Below are 24,649 nucleotides of genomic sequence, written 5' to 3'. Positions count from 1 at the left end.
ATGGAAGCGGATTTCGTCATCATTGGCTCCGGATCCGCCGGATCGGCAATGGCCTATCGCCTGTCGGAAGATGGTCGCTATTCGGTGATCGTGATCGAGTATGGCGTGCCTGATGTCGGCCCGTTGATCCAGATGCCGGCCGCCCTCTCCTTCCCCATGAATATGGAAACCTATGACTGGGGCTTTTCAACCGAACCAGAACCGCATATTGGCGGGCGCAGTCTTGTGACGCCGCGCGGCAAGGTGCTGGGCGGCTCATCTTCAATCAATGGCATGGTCTATGTGCGTGGCCATGCCCGCGACTACGATCACTGGTCAGAAAGCGGTGCGCGGGGCTGGGCCTATGCCGATGTTCTTCCCTATTTTAAGCGCATGGAAAATTCGAGTGGCGGCCAGGAGGGCTGGCGCGGCACCAATGGCCCGCTTTATATCCAGCGCGGCAAACGCGACAATCCGCTGTTCCATGCCTTTGTAGAGGCTGGCCACGAAGCGGGCTTTGAAATCACCGAAGACTATAATGGCGAGAAACAGGAAGGCTTCGGCCCGATGGAGCAGACGATCCACAACGGTCGTCGCTGGTCTGCCGCCAACGCCTATCTGAAACCCGCCCTCAAGCGCCCGAATGTCAAGCTGGTCAAGGGCCTTGCACGCAAGATCGTGCTGGAAGGCAAGCGCGCGGTTGGCGTTGAGATCGAGGCGGGCCGCAGCTTCTCGACCATCCGTGCGCGGCGTGAAGTCATCATTGCCGCCTCGTCGATCAATTCGCCGAAGCTCCTGATGCTCTCTGGCATTGGCCCTGCCGCACAACTGAAAGAACACGGAATTGAAGTGGTCGCCGATCGCCCCGGCGTCGGCCAGAACCTGCAGGACCATCTGGAAGTCTATATCCAGCAGGAATGCACGCAGCCAATCACGCTCTACTCCAAACTGAACCTGTTCTCGAAAGCGAAGATCGGCGCGGAATGGCTGTTCTTCAAGACCGGCGACGGTGCCACCAACCATTTCGAATCCGCAGCATTCCTGCGCTCGAAAGCTGGTGTGGAATATCCAGATATCCAGTATCACTTCCTTCCTGTAGCTATCCGCTATGACGGCAAGGCGGCAGCGCAGTCGCACGGCTTTCAGGCCCATGTCGGCCCGATGCGGTCGAAATCACGTGGCAGCGTGACGCTTCGCTCAGCCAATCCACGTGAAAAGCCTGTCATCAAGTTCAATTATATGTCGCATGAAGACGACTGGGCCGACTTCCGCCATTGTGTGCGGCTGACCCGTGAAATCTTCGGACAGGCCGCATTTGATGCTTATCGTGGCGCGGAAATCCAGCCCGGTGCGCATGTTCAGAGCGACGATGAAATCGATAATTTCATCCGCGAGCATGTCGAGAGCGCCTTCCATCCGTGCGGAACTTGCAAGATGGGTGCGGTTGACGATCCAATGGCAGTCGTTGATGCTGAATGCCGGGTGATCGGTGTCGAAGGCCTGCGCGTTGCGGATTCATCCATCTTCCCGCGCATCACCAACGGCAATCTCAACGGCCCGTCGATCATGGTCGGCGAAAAGGCTTCCGATCATATTCTCGGCCGTACGCCGCTGGCGTGCTCCAATCAGGAGCCTTGGATCAATCCGCGCTGGCAAGTTTCCGACCGCTGATAAAATTTAAGGGATAACAATGAAAGCACAACCCAAAGCCTCGCATTTCATCGGCGGCGCATTCATGGAAGACAAGGCGGGCAAGCCGTTGCCGGTCATCTATCCAGCAACCGGCGAGGAAATTGCCAAGCTATATTCGGCGACACCCGATGTGATCGAGGCGGCTTATGCAGCAGCGCTGAAAGCGCAAGGCGAATGGGCTGCGCTTAAGCCCGTCGAACGCGGACGCATCCTGCGCCGCACTGCAGAAATCCTGCGCGAAAAGAACAAGAAGCTGTCGAAGCTCGAAACGCTTGATACCGGCAAGGCGCTTCAGGAAACGCTGGTGGCGGATGCAGCTTCGGCCGCGGATGCACTGGAATTTTTCGGCGGCATCATTTCGGGCTTCAACGGCGAGTTCGTGGAGCTTGGCGGTTCGTTCGCCTATACGCGCCGCGAAGCGCTCGGCATCTGCGTCGGTATCGGCGCATGGAATTATCCGATCCAGATCGCCGCGTGGAAATCCGCGCCTGCACTCGCGATGGGGAATGCCTTCATCTTCAAGCCGTCCGAAAACACGCCGCTTTCAGTGCTTGCATTGGCGGAAGCATACAAGGAAGCGGGCCTTCCCGATGGCTTATTCAATGTCGTGCAGGGCTTCGGCGATGTCGGCGCCGCACTCGTCAATCATCGCTTGACGGCCAAAGTTTCACTGACTGGCTCTGTGCCGACAGGCCAGCGCATCATGGCGCAGGCAGGCGAACACCTGAAGCACGTCACCATGGAGCTTGGTGGCAAGTCGCCGATCATCGTGTTCGATGACGCCGACCTTGAAAGCGCTATCGGCGGCGCGATGCTCGGTAACTTCTATTCGACCGGGCAGGTCTGTTCGAACGGCACCCGCGTCTTCGTTCACAAGAAGGTGCGCGAACGTTTTGTCGAACGGCTGGTCGAACGTACACGCAAGATTCGCATTGGCGATCCGCTGGATGAAGCAACTCAGATGGGGCCACTAGTCAACAGTGCACAGCGCGACAAGGTGCTGTCCTATATCGAAAAGGGTAAGGCAGAAGGGGCGAAGCTTGCCTGCGGCGGTGGCGTGCCGAAACTGCAAGGCTTCGACAAAGGCTTTTTCATCGAGCCTACCGTCTTCACGGATGTGACCGACGGCATGACCATCGCTCGCGAGGAAATCTTCGGTCCGGTGATGAGCGTTCTGGAATTCTCCGACGAGGACGAGGTAATCGCACGCGCCAACGATACCGAGTTCGGTCTGGCGGCGGGTGTGTTCACCTCCGACATAGCACGGGGCCATCGCGTAATCAGCCAGATCAAGGCCGGGACCTGCTGGATCAATGCTTATAACCTGACGCCAGTGGAAGTACCGTTCGGCGGCTATAAGCAATCTGGCATCGGACGCGAGAACGGTATTGCCGCGCTGGCCCATTACAGCCAGATCAAGACTGTCTATGTTGAGATGGGCAAGGTCGACAGCCCTTATTGACCGCTGTAATCGGCCCGCGGAATTGAAGTTGGTTCTGCGGGCGTCGGCGTACAGTCATAGCGGTAAAGCTGTGGCGACGGCACTGCCTGCGGATAGACGATGGCACGTTGCGACCGTTGGCTGGCTGGAACCGATGGTGAATTCCATAACGGCATGGCCCAAGACGGCCTTGTCACCGTATCGGAAGCACCTGTCCCTTGAACGGGAATACGTCGACACTCGGTCCCGAGAGTACCGTTTAATCCGGCTGAGGCCGCAACACTGGTGAAGCTGATCAGAGCAAGCGCCAAAGCGGCAAAAAACAGTCTCATATCGAAACACTTTCAAAACAACACTCCCAAATGCCCCAAAGTCGATCAGGCTCACGACTATAAAGCGCCTCCTCAACCCGGCTCCATTTGTACCGACAAGGCCATTCGGGACATCTTCAAACCTGAAACCAAAGATAGAAGATTTATCCAGGCGTTCAACAGCGCCCCCTGTACGAGACGTTCAAACTTCTGCGAAAAAGCAGAAGTCTATTCTGGCATTCTATCGAGAATAGTTCCTGTTCGGCATCAGACAACATATGGTGATAGTTCCAACAGGGTTTAGTTTATCAGTCAAAATCGGGAGGCTTCAGTTATATTAGAGGTTAATAATATACGCTTTGGGCAGCTAGCTAAAATCAAAGCCCCATGCAGAAGAATTTATTTGTTCAAGTACAAAAATGCATAAAATATGCACCTAAACAAAAAATATTGATAATAATACATGCTATCAATATTTCACACATTGTGCGATTTCATATCAACAACCTGTCGTGGACTGAATGACTTGTGATGGCTAATGAGATTTCAATCTCGACCGACATGGTCGACGACAAGCTTCGCAATGATTTTTGGCGATCTGCAATCAAACCCATATACGAAATCGTGGCAGAGAACGGGAAGTACCAGTTTTCTGGAACAATTGCTGCTCGCGCTCTCGGCACTTTCCATGTCGGAACGACTTCCTTCAACACCCAGAACTACTCACGCACACGCAAACTCATCGCACAGGGTGGGCTTGATCACTACGTTCTGCAGCTTATTACAGCAGGCAGTTTACGCGGCGATTTCAACGGGGTCGATGTCGTGGCAAAGCCCGGAGATATCGTTATTATCGATCTGACACAGACCGTGGAGAGCCAGGCATCCGCCGGCTCGCGCATCACAGTAACAATACCCCGCAATGAACTGGAGAGATGGTAGGCTGGCGTAATTTGCACGGCCTTATCTTGTCAGCGAATGCTCCCCTCACGCGACTGCTTTTTGATTATCTCCATAGTCTGCAATCGTTGACCGGCAAACTGGGCAAGGCCGAAGCAAAATCAGCGCAGGAAGCAATGTTGACACTGCTTGGTGCAGGCATCAACGGCGTTGACAGAGAAGATATACAGAGCCTTCCGGTCAATATTCCCATGCGCAAGAGCATCCTCGCCTATATCGACGATAACCTGTTCAATCCTCTGTTGGGGCCAAATCTCATCGTCCAGAATCTTCGCGTCTCCCGCTCACGCCTTTACCGGACATTTGATACAGAGGGTGGTATTGCCACAATCATTCGTGAGAAGCGGCTCGATCATGCCTATCGCATTCTGGTCGGCGAGTGTAGCAGACACGTGTCATTCAAGGAAATCGCTTATCGCTGCGGATTTCATGACGGCGCACAGTTTACCAGGGCATTCAAGGCTCGTTTTGGCGTGTCGCCGAAGGAGGCTCGTGAGATAAAAGCCCCGCTGTTATCGTCAGATATGGGCAACTTCGATTATACGGTACATCTTGCGGAAGAAGCCGCCAAACTCGGCGATGTCAAACCGTAACCCGTCAACCAGGGGAAAGACGGTCCAGAAAGTCATCGCACCAGTGATTGACGTCGTGGGTAATCAGAAAAGCCATCATGCCTTCAAACCGCTCCTTACGTTCCTCAAGCGGCATAGCAAGTGCGCGCGCCATGGCATAAGCCATCGCCTCGGTATCATAGGGGTTGACCAGAAGCGCGCCGTCCAGTTCCTGTGCGGCACCGGCAAAGCGGGACAGAACCAGCACACCCGGATTTTCGGGATCTTGTGCGGCGACATATTCCTTGGCGACAAGATTCATGCCGTCGCGCAACGGCGTAACCAGTCCAACAGCGGCAAGCCGATATAGCCCTGCCAGCACTTCCCGGTTCAAAGAGCGATTGATGTAACGGATTGGTGTCCAGTCGACGGTAGCGTTCGCACCATTCACTCGCCCGGCAAGTTCCGCCACCGCGCGTTGCATGTCCTTGTACTCTGGCACTTCGGAGCGGGATTTCGGCGTGACTTGTAGGAAAGTGACCTTGCCACGATTGCCGGCATCGACCTTAAGAAAATGCTCGAAAGCTTCCATTCGGTTGGTGATGCCCTTGGAATAATCCAGCCGATCGACACCGATGATAAGATCGCGGTCCAGCATGCTGTCGCGCATGCGCTTTACCGTCGGATGGCGTTGGGCCTTGTTCGCTATCTCGGCGAATGCGGCTGTCTCGATACCGATGCCAAAGCGCTCGGCACGGAACTGATGTCCGAAAGCCTCGAACAGACCGTTGTCATCGAGACGCTTGCCGATTTTCTCCCGCCGCAGACAGCCGATGAAATTATCGACGTCGTTCTCGGTCTGGAAGCCCACCACATCATATGAAGCAAGGCCACGCATGATCGTTTCATGCACGGGCAGCGTGAATAGAATATCAGCGGGAGGCCAGGGAATATGCAGGAAGAAGCCGATGCGATTGGTGACACCGAGATTGCGTAGTTCGGCGGCCAGTGGAATGAGATGGTAATCGTGAATCCATATCACATCCTCCGGCTCGATCATCGGTAGAAGATGCTTCGCAAACAAGCGATTGACCCGGAAATATCCCGCCATGTCCTTGCGCGTGTAATCGATCAGGTCGAGACGATAATGACAGAGCGGCCAGAGCATGCGGTTGGCGAAGCCGGCATAATATTCATCGATATCCTTCTTGTGGAGATCGAGCAGCGCGTAGCGAATGGAGCCCACATCGCGGATCGCCAGTTCCTGTGTTTGGCGATTGGGAAGTGTCTTTCCGGACCAACCGAGCCAAATACCGCCGCGTTCGCTGAGCGCAGCCTGTAACGCAACTGCCAAGCCGCCCGCAGGCGCCTTGCCCTGCTCATCAGGCAACGGAACACGATTGGAGACCACGATCAGTCGGCCCATACGTCAAGTCCTTTCAGTATTATTCTCATTCACGATCCCAGAAAGCCAAAGCCACAGCTCACCCGGGCTTGCCAGTCTGGCTGCGCCCGGATGGTCGATCGCACGGCCGATCACGACGGCTGTACCGCCAAGTTTGCGCGCCGCGCCAAGCATCGGTAAATCTGTCAGGTCGTCGCCGAATGCGATCGGCGCCCTCCCCGCAAATGGCTCTTCTTCCATGAATCGGCGCAAGGCAGCCCCCTTGTCGCTGATTGCCGGGCGCAGCTCGAAAACCATCTTGCCCGACTGCACGATCCAGTCCGGCCCGGCGAGCTTCACTGCCTTCCCGACGATATCGTGCGCCAGATCGGCTTTTTCTGGCGCGGAGCGATAATGAAGGGCAACCGCACTGCCCTTGTCTTCGGCGAGAAAGCCGCTGACGCGAAGTGCAGCCTGTCGTAGAAAATCCTTCGCAATCAAAAAATGTTCGCCGGGCTCGATCAACTCAACCAACCCGGATGCGTGCCGGAACTCGGCACCATGCAACGCGGCTATGGGGCCGCGATAATCGGGAAAGCGTTCTTCGATGAACGCAATTGCCCGGCCGGTGACCAGCGCCATTGCACCGGACAGCCGCTCGGAAATGATCGAAAGCGATTTTTGCAGACCAACTGGAACGATAACGCCATCGGGATTGGCAGCGATATCGAGCAGTGTTCCGTCCACATCGAAAAAAAGGGCGTGTTTTTGAAAGTCGATGACCGGCATACCGATCAGATCGGTAGCCGGGTCCTGTTCCTTGCTGGGCATGTTAAGGCAAACATCCGCGACGGCGAATGGTTCCCGAATTAGTTCAGCCCGCTCCTATTTCCTACCGGTCAGACGGCCCTATGTGCGCCCGTAGACATCATCGAAACGCACGATATCGTCTTCACCCAGATATTCGCCGCTTTGCACCTCGATGAGAACGAGCGGTAGAATGCCCGGATTCTCCAGCCGGTGGCGGAAGCCGCAAGGGATATAGGTCGACTGATTGGTCGTGAGCAGAATCTCGCGATCGCCATTGGTGACCTTCGCCGTTCCGGAAACGACGATCCAGTGTTCGGAACGATGATGATGTGCCTGAAGGCTCAAGCGACGTCCGGGCTTCACCTCGATCCGCTTGATCTTGAAGCCATCACCTTCTTCGAGAACCGTATAGGTGCCCCATGGGCGATGGGCCGTGCGGTGGAGCTTGGCTGCTTCATGGCCGTTTGCCCGTAGCTTGTTGAAGACCTTGCGCACTTCCTGCGCCTTGTCGCGATGAGCTACAAGCAACGCATCAGGCGTGTCCACGACAAGCAGATCATGAACACCGACAAGGCTGACCAGCCGGGTTTCGGACAAGACAAAGCTGTCGGTTGTGTCCTCTATAACCGTTTCGCCACGCAGACGATTACCCTCATCGTCCGGCGCGATGAGATCGGCCATCGCTGCCCAGGAACCGATATCAGACCAGCCGCAGGACACCGGAATGCAGGCAATATTTTCGGCCTTTTCCATGATCGCGTAATCGATGGAAATCGCAGGAGCCGCCGCAAAATCGTCCTTTGCAATCTCGACGGTCTTGGTCTCACCGTTGACGCCGCGCCGGGCATGTTCGAGCGAAGCCTGCACGGCATTGAAGATTTCCGGCGCAAAATGCTGCATCGCTGCCAGCATGGTTCCAGCCGTGAAGCAGAACATGCCAGAATTCCAGAAGTAACGGCCGCTTTCGACATAGGCCTGCGCGGTCTCGACATCAGGTTTTTCGACAAAGCGCAGCACGTCCGTGCCTTCAGCTTCAATATAGCCGAAGCCGGTTTCCGGATGATCGGGCAAAATACCGAACGTGACGATACGACCGGTTTCGGCAAGCTGCCGTGCCTTTGACACAGCCTCGGCAAAAGCAGCCTCATCCTCGATCAGATGATCGGCGGGCATGACAAGCAATGTCGCGTCCGGGCCGTAAGTCGCTGCGGCATGAAGCGCGGCGACGGCAACAGCAGGTGCTGTATCACGCCCGAGCGGCTCCAGCAGAAACACGTTGTCAACCTTGGGTGCCTTCGCGTCTGCATAGGCATCAAGCGTCAGGAACAGGAAGTCGCGATTGGTCACGGTGAGGATATGGTCCACACCGTCGAGCTGAGCCGCGCGCTTGTAGGTCTTGCCGATCAGGGTGCTACCATCGGGCAGCTCGATGAATGGCTTCGGATGTGCATCGCGCGAAAGCGGCCACAATCTGGAACCGGAACCGCCGCTGATAATGACAGGAATAAAGCTCATTGCTCAGTTGTCCTTCGTTGCGTTGCGGGCGATGGCAAGTCCCGTTTCCAGAAGCTTCGCTGCCTGGTTCTCATCTGAAGCTTCGACATAGCATCGCAGTTCAGGCGCGTTACCGGAAGCGCGATAATGGATTGCGTTGCCTGAATGAAAGAAGAGTTTCACGCCGTCAATCGTCTCGGAACGAACAATCGGATCATCCATCTCAAACAGTTCGTTTCGTCCCATGTCATTTTTGAGCCGGGACAAGAATGCGAGACTCTTTTCCTGCGGGATATTCTGAAGCCTGTCGCTAAGAGCAAAACGGAAATGAAAGCGGGCTGCGATTTCAGATAATGGTTTCCCAAGCTCTTTGATGGAGCCAAGGCAGCCGAGAATTGGCAGCAACGCATCGCGGGTCGGAAGCGCAGTCAATGTGCGATTGTCCCGTCTGGTATCAGTACCCAGCAACACGCCACCATTGGCTTCGAAACCGAGAACCGCCTGTATGCCCTCGTCGATGGCCTGCGTCATGCCTTCAATAACATAGGGCGACCCCACCCGTGTTCTGATGACCCGCTCGAAATTGTCTTCAAGAGCGGAATTGGACGTCACTGGCGTCACAATCGTTTTTACGCCGAGCCAGCTCGCCGTAATTGCATCCACAAGATCACCCCGAACGAAACGCCCTTTCTCATCCGCGATTAACGGGCGGTCGGCATCCCCATCGGTGGAAACGATAGCGTCGAAACGACTTTCCTTTGCCCACTGGTCAAGAAGCTCGATATCCTCGGAACGAAGGGCTTCCGTATCGACTGGCACGAACACATCGGATCGACCGAGCGGTATCGCTTCGACTCCGAGCTTGCTCAGGATACGGACAATCAGGTCACGCGCCACAGACGAGTGCTGATAGACACCAACCCGCAACCCCTGAAGGTTTTGAGGTCCCACGAAACCAACATAGCGCTTCACATAGCTGTCGATCGCATCATCACTATGGTGCGCATTATTCAGATGGCGAAAGGCAAGGTTTTCAGGCAGAGCGGCATAGACGGCACTGATTGCGCTCTCGTCGTTCTTGTCGATTTCTCCGTCGCCGCGATAGAATTTGAGCCCGTTGCGATCGTCCGGGATATGGCTGCCAGTAACCATGATGCTTGGCGCTTGCTGCGCGATCGCATAATAGCTCAGTGCCGGGGTCGGCAGAACGCCACAGTCCACTGGCTGGAATCCGGCATCTTCGATTGCTGCCATGCAGAGTGCTGCGATTGCCGGACTGGACGGGCGAAGATCGCGACCGACGAAGACCCTGGCACCCTTCTGCAGCTTTCCGGCTTCCGACAGCATTCCGACGAAAGCAAGGGAATAGGCATAAGCGGGCAAACCATTCAGTTCGTCCGCCAGTCCCCTAAGACCGCTTGTGCCAAATTTAAGCGATGTGCCGCTCATGCTTTCCGCCAGATCTTTTCCAATGTCGAAGAGACCGCCCCTGCGAGCGCCCCCAGCTCAAAAGTTTTGTCATCTTATAATGTGAACATGAAAACCATCATCCCCACAATGGTGCAATCATATGCACCTTATTGCTGGTGATAATCCGTATATGCAGGCAATTTCAAATCCTTAACGTCGTCTACGTTAACAATTGCTGTTGAGTTTGGCATGATGCTCCAATGGCAATAAAATTGTCACGTTCGTGAGTGTTACCGAGCAGCGTGTTTTTTGCCCGCCGAGACGCCTGGATTCCCAGCCAGACCAAATTCCTCAATGATTTCAATAAATCATTTATTCACATTCGCCAAATGTGTCATAGGTTTGTGCTACAGTTGGCGCACGGCGTCAAGGTTGATTGCCAAGCTGAAATTGTTTCCATGATAAGAGAAAAAGCGGCACCGTTCGTTGAATGATGCCGCGCTCAGAATTTCTGATGTCAAAACGTTAAATCAGTCTGGCCACTACATCGCGTAATGATGACTGCCAATGCGGTGCGGACCAGTTGAACACCCATTGGAATTTGGCGGTTGACAGGCGGGAGTTAACAGGACGTACCGCTTTGGTCGGATAATCGGCTGTCGTAATATCCGTAACTGTCGCGGTCGATCCGCCGAGCGTGACGCTTTCACTAAATATTGCGCGCGCAAAGCCACTCCAGTTTGTATCACCCGTACCAACCAGATGGTAAACACCGTAAGCTGAAAAGTCTGGCGTAGCCGCCAAATGATCCGCCACCCGGATAATCGCGTCGGCGATATCGAGTGCACTGGTTGGGTTGCCCCACTGGTCGGAAACGACTGAGAGAGCATCGCGCGTCTCCGCGAGCTTCAACATTGTCTTGACGAAATTCTTGCCGAATGGGCTATAAACCCAAGCCGTTCTTAGAATGATATGTTTTGGATTGGCTTGCGTAACCAGACGCTCACCTTCAAGCTTGGAGCTTCCGTAGATGCTGCGAGGTCCGGTGACATCCGTTTCAGCATAGGGTTCGTCAGCGTCGCCCGCAAAAACATAATCCGTCGAAAGATGGATGATAGGAACGCCACAGGTCTTCGCCGCGTCAGCAACGGCTTCAGCGCCAATAGCATTCACTGCAAAGGCAAGTTCCTGCTCATCCTCGGCCAGATCCACCGCCGTATAGGCGGCGGCGGAGACAACGAGGTCGGGCTTGATCGTCTCAATGGCACTGCGCACAGTGTCCGGCTTTGCCAGATCCAGTTCCGGGCGACCCAACGCAATCACCTCCAGATCAGGACGTTGAACTGCCTTCTCAAGGAGGCTCTGGACAACCTGCCCTTCCCGTCCGGTGACGAGGATTTTCATGCCTTGGCCCCTTTTGCTGACGTGCTGCCCAGACGCTCACCAGCATATGTACCGCTGCGGATCGGCTCCCACCACCATGCATTATCGAGATACCATTGAATGGTTTTTTCCAATCCCGTCTCGAAGCTTTCCTGCGGCTTCCAGCCCAATTCGCGCTCGATCTTTGACGCATCAATCGCATAGCGGCGGTCATGGCCGGGTCGATCTGTCACGAAGGTTATCAGATCAGCGTAACTCTTGCCGTTTGCGCGAGGCCGCTTCCTGTCGAGAATAGAACAGATCGTTTCAACAACATTTAGATTGGTACGCTCCGCACGCCCTCCAATATTGTAGCTTTCGCCCACCTTACCAGTGGTCGCGACCAATGTCAGAGCACGCGCATGATCCTCAACATAGAGCCAGTCGCGCACATTCGCCCCCTGCCCCATAAACCGGCAGTGGCTTTTCATCGAGCGCGTTAAGAATGACGAGTGGGATCAGCTTTCGGAAATGGAACGGCCCATAATTATTTGAGCAATTGGTGAGCACCACCGGCAGGCCATAGGTTTCATGCCAGGCCCGCACCAGATGATCGGATGCGGCTTTCGAAGCCGAATAAGGTGAGGACGGCTGATAGGGGGTTTCTTCGGTGAAGATACCACTATCGAAAGGCAGATCGCCAAACACTTCATCCGTCGAGATATGGTGGAAGCGGAAGGTTGACTTGCGCGGCTCCGGCAATTCTCGCCAATAAGCAAGTGCCGCATTGAGCAGACGGAACGTTCCGACGATATTCGTCTCGATGAATGCACCCGGACCATCGATTGAACGGTCGACGTGGCTTTCCGCCGCCAAATGCATGATCACATCGATTTCGTGGGTGCGCAATGCTTCCAGAACACTCGTGTCGTCACAAATATCGGCTTCGAGAAAGCTGTAATTCGGGCGGTTTTCGATCTGGCGGAGTGACGCCAGATTACCCGCATAGGTCAGCTTATCAAGGTTGACGACATTGACCTTTGGATCTGAAGCCAGATGCCGACAGACCGCCGAACCAATAAACCCTGCTCCACCGGTAACAAGAATATTCATATCATTTCCTCAAGCAAAAACTTCTGCGTCAGCAAAAAGCGGGGCTTTCTGATCCTTGTCAGAAAGCTGGACGCCTGAAGAAGGAAGTGGCCATTCAATACCGATAGCCGGATCGTCAAAACGGATCGAGCGATCATGCATCGGCGAATAATAATCCGTGACCTTGTAGATAACCTCGGTGTTTTCAACAAGTGTTATGAAGCCGTGTGCAAAGCCCTTCGGCACCAGAATCTGGTTCCATTTTTCAGCCGAGACTTCAAGCGCAACCCACTTCCCGAATGTTGGAGAGCTTTTGCGAATGTCCACTGCAACATCCAGAATTGCACCGTGCGTAACACGCACCAGCTTGTCCTGTGCAAATGGTGGCAACTGATAGTGAAGCCCGCGCACAACGCCCTTTGCCGCTGAATAAGAATGATTATCCTGAACGAAAGTCAGCTCAATACCGGCTTCCGCGAATGATTTCGCATTATAGGTCTCGGAAAAAAAGCCACGATCATCACCGAATTTACGCGGGCTGATCTCAAAAACGCCATCTATACCTAAGGGACGAACTTGCATTAATCTTTTCCTAATTCTGCAACACGGCGACGAAGATATGCAGCATACTCAGTTTTACCAAGCTTGGCAGCACGTTCGAGCACAGCTTCACCGCTCAGCCACCCTTTATCCAGACCGATTTCCTCTGGGCAAGCGATTTTAATGCCCTGACGCTTTTCGATAGTTTGAACAAACGAGGATGCTTCATGAAGGCTGTCATGCGTTCCTGTGTCGAGCCACGCGTATCCCCGTCCGAAACGTTGAACATTCAGTTCTCCGCGTTCGAGATACAAGTTGTTCACCGTAGTGATTTCAAGTTCGCCACGGGCGGAAGGCTTGATCGAACGTGCAATGTCGACCACTTTGTTGTCGTAGAAATAGAGACCTGTTACAGCCCAATGGGACCGTGGGTTTTCAGGCTTTTCTTCAATCGAAACAGCTTTACCTGTGTTGCTATCGAATTCCACCACGCCATAGCGTTGCGGATCATCCACACGGTACGCAAAAACAGTTCCGCCCTTCATCGGACGAGCGGAGAGCTGCGACAACTCTGAAAGCCCATCACCAAAGTAGATATTATCGCCAAGGATCATTGCAACGCTATCGTCGCCAATGAATTCTCTACCGATGATGAAAGCTTCGGCCAGACCGTTCGGATGAGCCTGTTCAGCATAGGAAAAATTCACTCCGAATTCGTGGCCGTCCCCAAGCAATTTCTGGAAAAGAGGCAAATCATGCGGCGTCGAAATGATTAGTACGTCCCGAATCCCCGCGAGCATCAGCACGCTCAGCGGATAATAGATCATGGGCTTGTCATAAATCGGGAGGATTTGTTTAGAAACGGCTATTGTGAGAGGATAAAGCCGAGTTCCGCTACCCCCGGCCAGGATGATGCCCTTCATGTGCTTCCCTTCAACAAAATTGAATGTATGGCCAATGCCCTATCATTATGTTCACTGTTTGGCGACTGAATATGAAGAGCAAAGCTTGCCTAACAATTCTTTTGGGAATACCGATCCACAATAATGCCTTATACGACAAACGACAAACGACAATGAAAAGACTTCATGGTTAACCACAAGAGTCAGCCTGCCAGCACAAAAAATTGCGTAATCGGGATTGTTATAACATTCAATCCCGATTTCCAGCAATTACGAAGTTTGATTAGCGCAATCCTGCCCCAACTGCATCAGCTACTTATTGTGGACAATGGCTCGAACGAAAATCTTGCCCCACTATTGGAGATAGGTAAGAGTATAGAACTGATAGCGCTAAACGAAAACTTCGGAATTGCGAAGGCTCAAAATATTGGCATCGAACGAGCCAAGGCCATCGGCTCAGACTATGTACTCCTTCTCGATCAGGACAGCGTACCAGAACGCGATATGGTAGGAGAATTATTAAAAGTCGCAGAAACACTAAAGGCAAAAGGGATCTCTGTTGCAGGCGTTGGTCCGTCCTACATAGATGCTCGGCAAGGTGAAGCTGCAGCGTTCGTCTACCTTGATGGTTGCCGATTGAAGCGTAGAGAAAAACCTTATCACAACCAATTTGTAGAGACCGACTTCCTCATAGCCTCGGGTTGTCTTATCCCGGTGCGGAGTTTCGATGCTATTGGCTTAATGAATGAAAGTATGTTTATCGATTACGTTGACATTGAGTGGGGACTGCGCGCGCGCCAACAAGGTTATTATTGTTTCGGTGCCTTCAACGCCAAAATGGAACACACCCTCGGAGACGAATGGACAGAGTATCGCGGTCGACGTATCCCTGTGCATAGCCCTTTGAGACATTATTATCATTTTCGCAATGCCGTATGGTTATGTCGGCGCCCATGGCTTTCATTTTCATGGAAAATCGTACTGTGGTGGCGACTGCTTCGCCAGTATCTCTTTTTTACCTTCTTTGCTTCGCAAGGTATTAGTCATGCGAAAATGATGACCCTCGGCGTTTGGCACGGCATTATCAATCGAATGGGCCGGAAGTAACGAATTCATGGAAACTACTACTAATGCGACTTCGTTAACAGAATCGATGGTTACGATTTCCATCGTAACATACAATCCAGATTTGGATGAGTTTAGTGCAACGCTCTCCACACTCGCCGATGCTCTCTCTCATTTTGACCCATCATCCGTTACCATAACCATCGTTGACAATTCAAACGACGACATGATTACGCCAATCATTGAAGCGCAGCTGGCTAGCTGGAAGACAAATCTTATCAACGGACACAATAATATCGGTTTTGGTCGCGGTCATAATTTGGTTCTGGGCCAAACAGGTGAATTCCATCTCATACTAAATCCGGACACTCAATTGGACCGTCATGCCTTGCAAAAGGCGATTTCATTCATGAAAGAAAACCCGATATGTGGGCTCCTATCTCCTCACGCTATCTGGCCTGATGGACAACGCCAATACTTGTGTAAACAGTATCCAGCAATTTTTGACCTTTTTCTACGTGGCTTCGCTCCTAATTTTCTTAAAGTATTATTTCGAAAGCGCCTAGAACGATATGAAATGCGCACAGAAACACAAGAGAAAAGTTTACTGGAATCCACCTATTATAAGTGGTTGTTTTTATGTTTTTCCGCGGTGAAATATTTAATGCGATTAATGGATTTGATCAACGATACTTTCTTTATTTCGAGGATTTTGATATATCAATAAGAACAAACAAAATTACCATGACTGCATACGTACCTGACGTCAAGATCACACACATTGGAGGAAACACTGCAAGAAAAGGACCTTGGCATATTTGGCAGTTCCTAAAATCGGCGTTGAAATTCTATAACGATCACGGAATTCGTTTAAAATGACTTCTTTTAATATTATACCTCGTGGAAAAGCTGGGTAATCCCCCACCAAATAACGGGCTTCAAAAGTAGAATTTTCTCGGGCTATATGATCGAGGAGATTTTAATGAAGACGAGCAGATTCAGCGAACCACAAATCCTTGCCATCCTTCGCCAGGCGGAAGGCGGCGTTCCTGTACCCGAGTTATACCGGGAACATGGAATGAGCACTGCGTCATTCTACAAATGGCGATCCAAATACGGTGGCATGGATGCCTCGATGATCAGTCAGATGAAGGCTCTGGAAGACGAAAACCGTCGCCTGAAGAAGATGTATGCGGAGATGAGCATGCAGGCGGAACTGCTTAAAGAGGCTCTTGGAAAAAAGTGACACGGCCATCTCAACGCCGGGAGATGGCCGGGAAAGCAGTGGCGTTGCGAGGGGTGAGCGTTGCGCTTGCCTGCCGCACCTTCGAGGTCAGCGAGACATGCTATCGTTACAGCGCCAGGCTGAACGACGAGAACGGGCAGATTGCCGATCTCCTGATCGGACTGACGCGGGCAAAGAAGACCTGGGGCTTCGGTCTGTGTTTCCTTTATCTGCGCAATGTCCGGGGGCATCACTGGAACCATAAACGCGTTTACCGCATCTATCGTGAGCTTGAATTGAACCTCAGGATCAAGCCGCGCAAGCGGTTGAAGCGGGACAAGCCCGATGCTCTGACCGTGCCAGATGCGCCGAACATGGTCTGGTCCATGGATTTCATGGCCGACCGGCTGGAGGATGGAAGGCAATTCCGGCTGCTGAACGTCCTGGACGACTTCAACCGCGAAGGTCTGGGCATTGAGGTAGACTTCTCGCTGCCTGCCGAACGCGTCATCCGCAGCCTCAACCAGATCATCGAATGGCGCGGCAAACCATTCGCAATTCGTGTTGATAATGGGCCGGAATACGTCAGTGGCAAACTGATGAAATGGGCTGCCAACCAAGGCATCGCCTTGAGCCATATCCAACCCGGCAAGCCACAACAGAATGCGTATGTTGAGCGCTACAATCGCACCGTTCGGAATGAATGGCTCGACCAATATATCATCGAAAGCATTGAGGAGGCGCAGGAATTTGCCACGCAGTGGCTATGGACCTACAACAACGAACGTCCCAATATGGGCATCGGCGGCGTAACGCCCGCACAGAAACTGAAAATGGCCGCGTGAATTCTACTGACGAGCCCCGTTAAAAACGGGGGGATTACCGCTGAATCTGCTCGTCTTCATTAAAATCTCCTCGATCATATAGCCCGAGAAAATTCTACTTTTGAAGCCCGTTATTTGGTGGGGGGATTACCAGAGGCTTTGCGCTCGGCAGAAAGTCGTGGCTCTTCGCCGGATCAGACCGCGGTGCAGATCGTGCAGCCTTCATGGCCACGCTAATCATGACGGCAAAGCTCAACGACATCGATCCCCAGGCGTGGCTTGCCGATGTCCTTGCCCGTATCGCGGACACGCCGATGACCAAGCTGGAGCAACTGCTTCCTTGGAATTGGACGCCTCCGACAGTCAACGCTCAAGCGGCCTGACCGGTGGCCTTGACCGGAGGCTTACCCATTATCGATAGCCAGTCGGTGAAGACGACAGAAGCGGGTGGTCCGCGCGGCTATGATGCGGGCAAAAAGATCAAAGGGCGCAAGCGCCATATCGTAACCGATATGGTCGGCAACATGTTGGAAGGCATCGTGCATGGTGCCGACGTTCAGGACCGCGACGGTGCGCCAGATCTAATCGAGCGCGCCTGCCAAAGCCACCCCACGGTGAGGAAACTCTTTGCCGATGGCGGGTATGCTGGCGAAAAGCTGACAACTGCTGTGGCACATATCGAAGCACTGGCGATAGAAATCGTCAAGCGCTCCGATCAGGCTAAAGGCTTTGTAGTTCTGCCTAAACGCTGGATCGTCGAGCGAACCTTCGCCTGGCTTGATCGTTGCCGTCGGCTGGCTAAAGATTGGGAAGCCTCTATCGCATCTTCAGAGGCATGGATGTTCATCTCGTCAATCAGGCGTATGACACGCCGCATCGCTACGCTCCAATTTTGAGTCGGGCACTCAGGTCAATTGGCATATTTGCTGAATGTGGCGCTTCACATTCAGCTCAAATTGCTCTATCCACTGACCAGACCTAATATAGCGATACTTCCATCTAACGATATAGCTTCGAGCTGGATTAATATGATCAAACCGATTGCATTTTATCTCCCTCAGTTTCATCCCGTAAAGGAGAACTCGGAGTGGTGGGGGCCGGGCTTTACCGAATGGAGAAATGTCACCAAAGCTCGCCCAAACTTTCATGGTCATTATCAACCGCACTTTCCACGGGATTTGGGTTTTATGACCTACGAATACCCGACACCTTCGAAGAACAAGTAAAACTCGCGAAAGAAAATTCTATATTTGGCTTTTGTTTCTATTATTATTGGTTTTCCGGGCGACGGATACTCGAGAAGCCGATAGATTTATTTTTGGAGTCGAAAATAGATTTCCCATTCTGTTTTTGCTGGGCCAACGAAAACTGGACAAAGCGCTGGGATGGCGGAAATAACGAAGTAGTGCTAGAGAACGAGCATTCTGTTGAAAACGATAACCGCTTTATAGAGGATGTATTCCCTTATATGCGGGATCAGAGATATATTACTTATGAAGGCGTTCCGGTTCTGCTAGTTTACAGACCCGATATTCTAACCGACGCAAAGCAAACATTTTCGCATTGGCGACAACGCGCTATTCAAGAGGGGTTTCCTGGCCTTTTCATTGTAGCGGTAGCCTATCATATCTTCCATCCAGATGAGTGTGGCGCGGATGCTCTGGCCGAATTCCCTCCTCACCAGTATGTAAAATCGAGCACCTTTGCGCGACACCCGCCTCATATAACAAATCCGCAATTCAACGGACTGATTATGGATTATCGGACTGTGATGGCGGAATCTATAACTCGCAAGCATGACGATTTTGTTTTTTTCACGGGGCGATGCCTTCTTGGGATAATACCGCTCGACGCCAAGATGACCCTGCAATTTTTCTTAATTCTTCCCCAACGCTGTTTGAGTATTGGTTGCGTAGGCAGAGCGTTAAGACAATAAATGACCCCTTAAATAAGGAAAAATTTATTTTTATTAATGCGTGGAATGAATGGGCGGAGGGAGCCCACTTGGAGCCGTGCATGAAGTATGAACACGAGCACTTACGCGCAGTGAAGCGAGCCGTGCAAGTTGATAGATATTTAACCCCAGCCCTTCCGTCAGAAACCGTCATTGGAGCATTAAGTTCGCTACAGTCTTATGATACAGATGATATAAAATACTTCACAGAACTGGAGTATGTATATAGTGAAACGCTCAACGAATTGGCTGCCGCTAAAGGAAATACCGCTGTTTTGCTTTCCGACAGTTTTGTCAGTAAGGTTGCAAATCGCCTGCGGTCCTTTCCTCGTATCTACAAAGCCGCTCGTGCATGCTATCGTTTTTGAGGAAATAGCGCCATAATGGAACACAATTGTTTTGCCATTATTGCTCATTTTGATCCAAAAGGAAAAAATCTAAAAATTGGAATGAGCTTCTGAAATGCATCGCAGCTGTATGCGAAAGCGGTGTTGTAGTTTCAACTGGTATTACACACGCGGATGTCGTTATTGCGCGATCAATGGGCTTTAGCGTAATTACGCGTGAAAATGTTGGTTATGATTTCTTAAGTTATGCTATTGGAATGGCTGCATCGAAGTGCGCCTCACCATCGACCAAAAGACTGGTTTGTAATGACAGTTTATATGTTTTTAATCCGGGAAATTCATCGGCGCTCTGCGAACGCTAATCAATGATCCGCATGATGTTATGTTTTTGAGCAAGTCAAAGAAGTTTTTTTGCATGGGCAAAGCTTTGCGTTCTCAGTGTCTTCGGCTATTTTCAATCGTGCGGCATTTCAGGAATTCTTCAAAGGTATTAGACCTCAACCGACAAAATGGAGTGTAATTGTCGCTTACGAACTAGGCTTTACTCGTCTTCTAGAAAAATTGAATGTAAGTTGGTCTGCTTTGATTGGTCCGGACAATTTAAACCATTTAAAAGATATTAGTATAACGGAAGAAGTAAATCCAACGCATTACTTTGCAGACGAGATATTAAAATGTTTTGGGTTTGCCAAAATCGAAAGACTAGTCAGCAATCCGAAGGGTTACACCAATTCGTTATTAGTTCAAGAATGCTCCAATACATATAGGTCGGAACTAAAAGAAAGCAATTTATCTATTAATAATGCAAATCCAATAGCAATCGTAATATGCCACTGCCATTACATGGAAGTTGTTGACGAAATTATAGAAAACTTGGATAGATTGCCGGATGGTTGTATTGTTTATGTAACATCTTCAAATCCGGATATACTGATAAATTTCAAATTAAAATGGCGGCGCAGACATATCGCTCTACATGTTACCTGTTTGGAAAACTGGGGCGAGATGTGCGGCCGTTCGCGCATATTATACAAAGTCTGGAAGTGGCAAACAATGTACCGATATTAAAAATTCACGGTAAGCGTAGTTTATATTCCCCTGATGGTGAAGCATGGCGACGCGATCTTTTAAATGCCTATTGCCAGATGAGGACGGGATATTAGAAATATTGGATAAGTTTCAAAGAATACCTGAATTGGCGATGATAGGAGCACCTGGTTCTTACGTAAGTAATGCAGAGTATTGGGGTAGCAATAAGGATACAGTTAACAGTTTATTGCGTGCCAATAATATTGAATGTGAAGATTCCGATCTAGGTTTTTTGCCGGAACGATGTATTGGATACGTTCACAATGTGCAGTTAGGTCTTTTGCTGACATTGATATATCAACCTTTGAGGCGGAAGCTGGTCAAAGAGATGGTACGCTGGGGCATGCTTTGGAGAGATCAATTCCAATGATGCTCCGCGCAGAAGGCTGGCAGCTTATGGAACTTGATAAAAATGAACCGCTTACTCCATCTGCAACGCAAAACCGTCGTGTAATCTATTATTAGCACATTACCGGTGGAGACCTTTAAAGCTTTTCAGTGCAGTCGCAATACGCCGCGCTAGCTCCGCTCCATACCGGAGGGGCTTTGTTAGACGCCAACTCCGCGAATTGTACAAATTGGATAATTGCATATCATTTAATTGAATGGTTTCGAGAAGCGAGATTTTCTCTAATTTGTAAGCGGTTATATTTTTTCCCGCTCTTTTAGAGTAACATTGAGGCTTTCTATACAGTCATTGTATTTGCTACATGAAGCTTTAAGAACATTTATTTTATCATCCCGCATTGCCAGTTGGGATTGTAATTCGGCAATTTGTTCATTCTTAGAGTTCATCTCTTGAACGGTCAGGATGTCAACGTTGGCCCATTGATTCTGTGTCTGATCTTGGGCTACGCTAAGGGTGCCATCAAATTCTTCGTGACCTAAGACAAAGCTAGGCTCCCCGGCTAGGATACGCCTGCCAAGGATATTCTCCGCAGCTGGAGCTTTTCTGACAATACAAATGGAATTCACAAACTCAATTGCATGAATATCTTGGAGCGTTTCTTCGTCAAAAACTATGCCGTAACTTTCCGCAAAATTTTGCAATAGCCAGCCTCTTTGTGTGGAACTCCCCAATGCTCATGATTAATGATATCGGCTAATAATTTAAAAATGAAATTGACGACCGTGGATCGAACAATCCTCCTCCAAACTGTTCCCAATAGCTACAATGCAGATCTTCTGCTATATATAATCCACCATCATTAATATGACGAAAATATCTATTGAATGATGAAACTATATCCGACGATGTATGCGATCCATCATCAATAACGATGTCTAAATTTCTGTCTATATATAGTATCTTCTCCTCAATAGATTCAGTATTTGCATCGCCTATCAAGATTGATATACGATCATCATCATAATCTAATTCTCCACACCTCTCATCGATATCACAACCAATAAAATGTCGGCCATTTTTGAAATATTTTGACCAAATTTCTAGAGACCCACCATTTTGAACGCCTATTTCCAAGAGACAGACTGGAAGTGTTCTATATTGAGTGAATATTCTCTCATAAGTTGTTAGATAAATTGACCACTTATCGGATACTTTTTGTGTGTGATCATGATAGAAATCAGTTAGTGACTTAAGCATTTGTCCACCTAATAGGTCTTTTGTGGAGGTAATCGGTAATCCCCCAAGTTTAATGGGGCTTGTCAGTAGAATTTACGCGGCCATTTTCCGTTTCTGAGCGGGTGTAATACCTCCAATGCCGATGTTGGGCTATTTCTGGTGATATGTCTAAAGCCACTCCGCATCGATCTCCTATAGCTCTGTTAGGCTATCAAATTTATACAGATCAAGCCATTCATGCCGAACAGTTCGGTTGTAGCGCTCGACATAAGCATTCTGCTGAGGCTTACCAGGCTGGATGTAGTTTAACGCAATTCCTTGCGTCTCTGCCCATTCGACCGGTTTCGAGTTGACATATTCCAGGCCATTTTCCATCCTAATCGGCAGCGGCTTGTCCCGCCATTCAATGATCTGGTTAGGGCTACGTACAACCCGCTCGGCTGGGAGTGAGAAGTCGACCTCGATGCCCAGTCCCTGACGGTTGAAGGTGTCCAGAACGTATAAAAGCCTGAAACTGCGACCGTCAGCCGGGCGAACCGCCATGAAGTCCAACGACCAGACCACATTCGGTGCATCGCACACCACCAGTTCCTCTGGCTGGCTTGTCACGCTTCAGCCGCCGCCTGGGCTTGATCCTAAGGTTCAGTTCAAGCTCCCGGTAGATGCGGTAAACGCGTTTGGGGTTCCAACGATGTCCCTAGACATTGCGTTGCGGGCTATACCGGTAACACGTTTCGCTGACACCAAACGTCCGGTACGCCGGCGCGATACTCACTCCACGTTGCGCCACAGCTTTCCTGGCCATCTCCCGGCATTGCGATGGCCGCGTCATTTTTTCTAAGAGCCTCCCCAATTAACAATTAGCCTCTCAAGCTGAGCATTCAATAGAGCGTCACCTTTCATAGAAGAGGCTCATTCCGTTATTCGCCAAAATAAGTCGCCAACACCTCATGAGGGGAACCGTCCATTTTGACTCGCCCATGTTCAAGCCAAATCACACGATTGCAGTTTTTCAGCAATAGCTCTTTAGAATGACTAGCAAGCACAAGTATTTTAGTTTCGTCCACCAAATTTCGCATTCGCCCGTTAGCGCGTTCCTTAAAATCTTCATCACCGGTTGATAACCATTCATCCATGATGAGAATTTCAGGATTGATGGATGTTGACGCGGCAAAAGCCAAACGAAGTTGCATACCGCTAGAGTACGTTCTAAACGGCATATCAAGAAACTCGCCAAGACCAGAGAAGTCTGAGATTGCGTTAAATTTTGCCGCTATTTCTTTGGGATACATGCCCATCATTGCGCAGCGAAGACGAATATTTTCTCGTCCCGTCGCATCTGGATCTATGCCAAGGTTGATATTAATTAGTGAAACTGCATGTCCATCAATAACGGCGCTACCTTTGGTGGGCGTATAAATTCCTGACAGGATACGCAAAAGGGTCGTCTTACCTGACCCATTATGTCCTATAAGGCCAACACGGTCTCCATCGTTGAGCGAAATCGAAACGTCGTCAAGCCCGCGAACAATTACCGTGCGGTCACTCCGACGCTCGATCTTTCCCCAGTTGCAACGCTCAATACGCGATTTTTAAATGACCGGCTGGACGAATTATAGATGGGAAATTCCACACTAACGTTTTTCAGTCGAATGAAGCTCATGAACTACAACCAATATGCTATACGGCAACGGTACCTACCGAAGAAGCCAAGTGAAATGATCCACCCTGAAATTGCGAGACCAATGGCAACAATCCAAGTAAGTGGTTCCGGCGGTTCGCCGAAAAGGGGAGCTCTGACAAGCTGAATAAAATGAAAAAGGGATTCAAATCAATGAATGCATGCGATACGTGACTGGGTAAAGCTTTAGCAGACCACATGATCGGGGTCGCATAGAAAGCCACTTGAAGGACGTTAATTACCACTTGGGTCATGTCACGAAATCTGGCGCACACGATAGCTAAGACCAGCATCATCCAAGCCAAATTAAGACAAATTAGTAAGAATCCTGGAATTGCTAAGAAAACATACAGATTGAAGCCGCGCCCCAAAATTAAAGCAATAATTGGGAAAATTACAATATTATGCGCAAAGATAATCATATTGCGCCATAACGCCCGCATAATATGTGTATACAGTGGTAGACGTATCTGAAGTATCACCTCGTCGGAACCACTAAATGTGGTACACCCTTCAGAGAGAGAAGTTGATATAAACCCCAAACAATCACCCCAGCACATAAGTGGGGAAGAAATTCACGCATTTCAGATCGAAATAGCGTTCCAAATATCAAACCAAGCGCGCCTATGAATACTGCCATATTCAGCGTCAGCCAAAAAGCACCGACACGGGAACGGCGATATCGCTGCGCTACGTCCTGCCATCCAAATATCAACGCTAGCCGATATTTCGATAACGCATCTCCGACATCACGCAAAGCGACCCTGAAGCCTGTTACAGACGGCTCGAAGGCCGTTTCAGCTTGCTTATTTAGCTCGAACATTTGGATGTTCATGATCGTTCTATTTCTACCATTAGCATCGTTACTATCCACTTTTAGGCACGTTCATCTGGCGGCGTCTAGAGCAATTGCGCCATATGAACCAACTATCAACGGCATAAATGTCGGAA

The 24,649-nt window shown here is 50.6% G+C and carries 18 protein-coding genes and 7 pseudogenes; 12 read left to right on the top strand and 13 right to left on the bottom strand.

Annotated features, from left to right (window positions below; translation table 11 throughout):
* The 3 genes and pseudogenes from betA (at position 1) to LJ361_RS03075 (ending at position 4,976) form a co-directional block, all read left to right on the top strand.
* Positions 1-1,650 carry a choline dehydrogenase gene (gene betA, locus LJ361_RS03085; RefSeq protein ID WP_213506564.1) on the top strand — a complete coding sequence of 550 codons (1,650 nt, stop codon included), beginning with the start codon at positions 1-3 and terminating at the stop codon, positions 1,648-1,650.
* Between the two features lie 19 nt (positions 1,651-1,669).
* Positions 1,670-3,133 (top strand): betaine-aldehyde dehydrogenase, encoded by a 1,464-nt coding sequence (gene betB, locus LJ361_RS03080; RefSeq protein ID WP_036585847.1) that lies wholly within the window; start codon positions 1,670-1,672, stop codon positions 3,131-3,133.
* A gap of 821 nt (positions 3,134-3,954) precedes the next feature.
* Positions 3,955-4,976 (top strand): annotated as a pseudogene (locus LJ361_RS03075) (helix-turn-helix domain-containing protein).
* Positions 4,977-4,980: 4 nt separating this feature from the next.
* On the opposite strand, the gene otsA reads toward LJ361_RS03075, so the two are convergent.
* The 8 genes and pseudogenes from otsA to rfbA form a co-directional block, all read right to left on the bottom strand.
* The gene (otsA, locus tag LJ361_RS03070) at positions 4,981-6,360 is read right to left on the bottom strand and encodes an alpha,alpha-trehalose-phosphate synthase (UDP-forming) (RefSeq protein WP_151614441.1); all 1,380 of its coding nucleotides are present in this window, start codon (positions 6,358-6,360) and stop codon (positions 4,981-4,983) included.
* Between the two features lie 3 nt (positions 6,361-6,363).
* Positions 6,364-7,149 carry a trehalose-phosphatase gene (otsB, locus tag LJ361_RS03065; RefSeq protein ID WP_264812672.1) on the bottom strand — a complete coding sequence of 262 codons (786 nt, stop codon included), beginning with the start codon at positions 7,147-7,149 and terminating at the stop codon, positions 6,364-6,366.
* 78 nt (positions 7,150-7,227) lie between these two features.
* Complete coding sequence (locus LJ361_RS03060) at positions 7,228-8,643, bottom strand: mannose-1-phosphate guanylyltransferase/mannose-6-phosphate isomerase (RefSeq protein ID WP_264812671.1); 1,416 nt, start codon at positions 8,641-8,643, stop codon at positions 7,228-7,230.
* 3 nt (positions 8,644-8,646) lie between these two features.
* A complete protein-coding gene (locus LJ361_RS03055) occupies positions 8,647-10,071 on the bottom strand; it encodes a phosphomannomutase (protein WP_264812670.1) in 1,425 nt (474 codons plus the stop codon).
* Positions 10,072-10,557: 486 nt separating this feature from the next.
* Positions 10,558-11,436, bottom strand: coding sequence for a dTDP-4-dehydrorhamnose reductase (gene rfbD, locus LJ361_RS03050; protein ID WP_264812669.1), 879 nt, complete (start codon positions 11,434-11,436; stop codon positions 10,558-10,560).
* Positions 11,433-12,507: pseudogene (rfbB, locus tag LJ361_RS03045) on the bottom strand (dTDP-glucose 4,6-dehydratase). Before rfbB ends, rfbD begins: the two are co-directional and overlap by 4 nt.
* 9 nt (positions 12,508-12,516) lie before the next feature.
* Complete coding sequence (rfbC, locus tag LJ361_RS03040) at positions 12,517-13,068, bottom strand: dTDP-4-dehydrorhamnose 3,5-epimerase (RefSeq protein WP_264812668.1); 552 nt, start codon at positions 13,066-13,068, stop codon at positions 12,517-12,519.
* Positions 13,068-13,949 (bottom strand): glucose-1-phosphate thymidylyltransferase RfbA, encoded by an 882-nt coding sequence (gene rfbA, locus LJ361_RS03035; RefSeq protein WP_264812667.1) that lies wholly within the window; start codon positions 13,947-13,949, stop codon positions 13,068-13,070. Before rfbA ends, rfbC begins: the two co-directional genes overlap by 1 nt.
* A 165-nt stretch (positions 13,950-14,114) precedes the next feature.
* Between rfbA and LJ361_RS03030 the strand changes: the two genes are divergently transcribed.
* From LJ361_RS03030 to LJ361_RS02990, 9 genes and pseudogenes are all read left to right on the top strand, one after another.
* On the top strand, positions 14,115-15,035 hold the full coding sequence (locus LJ361_RS03030; RefSeq protein WP_264812666.1) for a glycosyltransferase family 2 protein: 921 nt from the start codon (positions 14,115-14,117) through the stop codon (positions 15,033-15,035).
* Between the two features lie 7 nt (positions 15,036-15,042).
* Positions 15,043-15,720 (top strand): glycosyltransferase family 2 protein, encoded by a 678-nt coding sequence (locus LJ361_RS03025; protein ID WP_264812665.1) that lies wholly within the window; start codon positions 15,043-15,045, stop codon positions 15,718-15,720.
* A gap of 255 nt (positions 15,721-15,975) precedes the next feature.
* Positions 15,976-17,063, top strand: a protein-coding gene (locus LJ361_RS03020; RefSeq protein WP_264812664.1) for an IS3 family transposase whose coding sequence is annotated in 2 segments (ribosomal slippage) — positions 15,976-16,237 and positions 16,237-17,063 — 1,089 coding nt in all. Because the reading frame shifts where the segments join, the coding sequence is not laid out codon by codon here.
* Between the two features lie 131 nt (positions 17,064-17,194).
* Positions 17,195-17,425, top strand: a pseudogene (locus tag LJ361_RS03015) (transposase domain-containing protein); the annotation flags it as partial.
* A gap of 27 nt (positions 17,426-17,452) precedes the next feature.
* Positions 17,453-17,938: pseudogene (locus tag LJ361_RS03010) on the top strand (IS5 family transposase); the annotation flags it as partial.
* A gap of 132 nt (positions 17,939-18,070) precedes the next feature.
* A pseudogene (locus LJ361_RS03005) lies at positions 18,071-19,031 on the top strand (glycoside hydrolase family 99-like domain-containing protein); the annotation flags it as partial.
* Positions 19,032-19,058: 27 nt separating this feature from the next.
* Positions 19,059-19,364 carry a hypothetical protein gene (locus tag LJ361_RS03000; protein WP_264812662.1) on the top strand — a complete coding sequence of 102 codons (306 nt, stop codon included), beginning with the start codon at positions 19,059-19,061 and terminating at the stop codon, positions 19,362-19,364.
* A 417-nt stretch (positions 19,365-19,781) separates the two neighbouring features.
* Positions 19,782-20,411: a hypothetical protein gene (locus LJ361_RS02995; protein WP_264812659.1), complete on the top strand. Its 630-nt coding sequence runs from the start codon at positions 19,782-19,784 to the stop codon at positions 20,409-20,411.
* Positions 20,412-20,454: 43 nt separating this feature from the next.
* Positions 20,455-20,802 carry a hypothetical protein gene (locus tag LJ361_RS02990; RefSeq protein ID WP_264812657.1) on the top strand — a complete coding sequence of 116 codons (348 nt, stop codon included), beginning with the start codon at positions 20,455-20,457 and terminating at the stop codon, positions 20,800-20,802.
* Between the two features lie 275 nt (positions 20,803-21,077).
* On the opposite strand, the gene LJ361_RS02985 is transcribed toward LJ361_RS02990, so the two are convergent.
* The 5 genes and pseudogenes from LJ361_RS02985 to LJ361_RS02960 all read right to left on the bottom strand — a co-directional run bounded on the left by LJ361_RS02985 (position 21,078) and on the right by LJ361_RS02960 (position 24,533).
* Entirely contained in the window at positions 21,078-21,482 is a 405-nt protein-coding gene (locus tag LJ361_RS02985; protein ID WP_264812656.1) for a hypothetical protein, read from the bottom strand.
* Positions 21,483-21,534: 52 nt separating this feature from the next.
* A complete protein-coding gene (locus LJ361_RS02980; RefSeq protein WP_264812655.1) occupies positions 21,535-22,038 on the bottom strand; it encodes a class I SAM-dependent methyltransferase in 504 nt (167 codons plus the stop codon).
* Between the two features lie 129 nt (positions 22,039-22,167).
* Positions 22,168-22,855 (bottom strand): annotated as a pseudogene (locus LJ361_RS02975) (integrase core domain-containing protein); the annotation flags it as partial.
* An 82-nt stretch (positions 22,856-22,937) separates the two neighbouring features.
* Positions 22,938-23,680 (bottom strand): annotated as a pseudogene (locus LJ361_RS02970) (ABC transporter ATP-binding protein).
* A 496-nt stretch (positions 23,681-24,176) separates the two neighbouring features.
* Complete coding sequence (locus LJ361_RS02960; RefSeq protein WP_264813614.1) at positions 24,177-24,533, bottom strand: hypothetical protein; 357 nt, start codon at positions 24,531-24,533, stop codon at positions 24,177-24,179.
* Between the last annotated feature and the right edge of the window lie 116 nt (positions 24,534-24,649).

The sequence above is a fragment of the Brucella sp. JSBI001 genome (genome assembly GCF_026014005.1).
Taxonomy (GTDB): Bacteria; Pseudomonadota; Alphaproteobacteria; order Rhizobiales; family Rhizobiaceae; genus Brucella; species Brucella anthropi.
This window is presented reverse-complemented; position numbering and strand designations above follow the sequence as displayed.

Bases quoted from the DNA above. Each gene is read 5' to 3' on its own strand.
- betA (WP_213506564.1), top strand. From the start codon at position 1: ATGGAAGCGGATTTCGTCATCATTGGCTCCGGATCCGCCGGATCGGCA.
- betB (WP_036585847.1), top strand. From the start codon at position 1,670: ATGAAAGCACAACCCAAAGCCTCGCATTTCATCGGCGGCGCATTCATG.
- otsA (WP_151614441.1), bottom strand. From the start codon at position 6,360: ATGGGCCGACTGATCGTGGTCTCCAATCGTGTTCCGTTGCCTGATGAG.
- otsB (WP_264812672.1), bottom strand. From the start codon at position 7,149: ATGCCCAGCAAGGAACAGGACCCGGCTACCGATCTGATCGGTATGCCG.
- LJ361_RS03060 (WP_264812671.1), bottom strand. From the start codon at position 8,643: ATGAGCTTTATTCCTGTCATTATCAGCGGCGGTTCCGGTTCCAGATTG.
- LJ361_RS03055 (WP_264812670.1), bottom strand. From the start codon at position 10,071: ATGAGCGGCACATCGCTTAAATTTGGCACAAGCGGTCTTAGGGGACTG.
- rfbD (WP_264812669.1), bottom strand. From the start codon at position 11,436: ATGAAAATCCTCGTCACCGGACGGGAAGGGCAGGTTGTCCAGAGCCTC.
- rfbC (WP_264812668.1), bottom strand. From the start codon at position 13,068: ATGCAAGTTCGTCCCTTAGGTATAGATGGCGTTTTTGAGATCAGCCCG.
- rfbA (WP_264812667.1), bottom strand. From the start codon at position 13,949: ATGAAGGGCATCATCCTGGCCGGGGGTAGCGGAACTCGGCTTTATCCT.
- LJ361_RS03030 (WP_264812666.1), top strand. From the start codon at position 14,115: ATGGTTAACCACAAGAGTCAGCCTGCCAGCACAAAAAATTGCGTAATC.
- LJ361_RS03025 (WP_264812665.1), top strand. From the start codon at position 15,043: ATGGAAACTACTACTAATGCGACTTCGTTAACAGAATCGATGGTTACG.
- LJ361_RS03000 (WP_264812662.1), top strand. From the start codon at position 19,059: ATGAAGTATGAACACGAGCACTTACGCGCAGTGAAGCGAGCCGTGCAA.
- LJ361_RS02990 (WP_264812657.1), top strand. From the start codon at position 20,455: ATGGCGACGCGATCTTTTAAATGCCTATTGCCAGATGAGGACGGGATA.
- LJ361_RS02980 (WP_264812655.1), bottom strand. From the start codon at position 22,038: ATGCTTAAGTCACTAACTGATTTCTATCATGATCACACACAAAAAGTA.
- LJ361_RS02960 (WP_264813614.1), bottom strand. From the start codon at position 24,533: ATGAACATCCAAATGTTCGAGCTAAATAAGCAAGCTGAAACGGCCTTC.